Here is a 1,404-nt window from a genome sequence, read left to right on the forward strand (position 1 = left end):
TATTAATAATATATTATTTATATGTGTAATTATAAATATAAATTTTACATAAATAACCATTTATTTTTATTTATTGGTATTTTTATAACTGATATGTATTAAAATATAATTAAGCTATTTAAATTATTAGTAATTCAATACATGGAGGTTAAATTATGTCATTTGAAAAGAATTTAGATAAATATGCAAATTTAGCAGTAAAAGTTGGTGTAAATATACAAGAAGGTCAAACTTTACTTGTTAGATCTCCAATAGAATGTGCTCCTTTTGTTAGAAAAGTTGTTAAACATGCTTATGAGGCAGGTGCTAAAAACGTACATATAGAATGGTCTGATGAAGAGTGTACTTTATTAAAATACTTAAACGCTCCAGAGGAAACATTTAATGAGTTTCCTAGATGGATATCTGACCAATATGTAGATATAGCAAAAGATGGAGGAGCGTTCTTAACAGTTTATGCTCAAAACCCAGATTTACTTAAAAATGTTGATCCTCAAAGAGTTGCAAACTACCAAAAAGCATCTGGTATAGCATTAAAAGAATGGCGTTCTTATACTTTATCAGATAAATGTAAATGGAGTATAGTATCAATTCCAACAGAATCTTGGGCAACTAAAGTTTTCCCTAATGATACAAAAGAAGATGCTGTAAATAAGCTTTGGGAAGCTATATTTAAATGTACTAGAGTAGATAATGAAGATCCTGTAGAAGCATGGAAAAAACATAATGCAGACTTAAAATTAAGAATGGATTTCTTAAATGATAAAAACTTTAAAACTTTAAAATATAAATCATCTAAAACTGACTTAACTATAGAATTACCTGAAGGACATATATGGTTAAGTGGTGCATCTAAAGATCCTAATGGTATTGATTTCAATGCAAATATGCCTACTGAAGAAGTATTTACTATGCCTCATAAATTTAAAGTTGATGGTATAGTTGCTAGTACTAAACCTCTAGTATATGGTGGTAATGTTATAGATAATTTTACTTTAACTTTTAAAGACGGAAAAATAATTGATTTTACAGCTGAAAAAGGTTATGAAACACTTGGTAAACTTATAGATACAGATGAAGGCTCTCACTATCTAGGAGAAGTTGCTCTAGTTCCTTTTAAATCTCCAATATCAGATACAAATATTGTGTTCTTTAATACTTTATTTGATGAAAATGCATCTTGTCACTTTGCTATAGGTTCTGCTTATAGAACTTGTATAAAAGATGGTGATGATATAAAAGATGATGAATTAGATAAATATGGAGTTAATAACAGCTTAACACATGTCGATTTCATGATTGGTTCTAGCGATATGGATATAGTTGGTATAACTCATGAAGGAAACGAAGTTCAAATTTTCAAAGATGGAAATTGGGCATTTTAAATAGAAAAAAGACTTAAAG

Annotated in this window: 1 protein-coding gene; it reads left to right on the forward strand. The window is 28.1% G+C overall.

The annotated features are described in order from the left end of the window. Window positions 1-155: 155 nt before the first annotated feature. Window positions 156-1,385 carry an aminopeptidase gene (locus tag G3997_RS10275; protein ID WP_296645644.1) on the forward strand — a complete coding sequence of 410 codons (1,230 nt, stop codon included), beginning with the start codon at window positions 156-158 and terminating at the stop codon, window positions 1,383-1,385. Window positions 1,386-1,404 lie beyond the last annotated feature (19 nt).

Source organism: Romboutsia sp. 13368 (assembly GCF_018336475.1).
GTDB lineage: Bacteria > Bacillota > Clostridia > Peptostreptococcales > Peptostreptococcaceae > Romboutsia.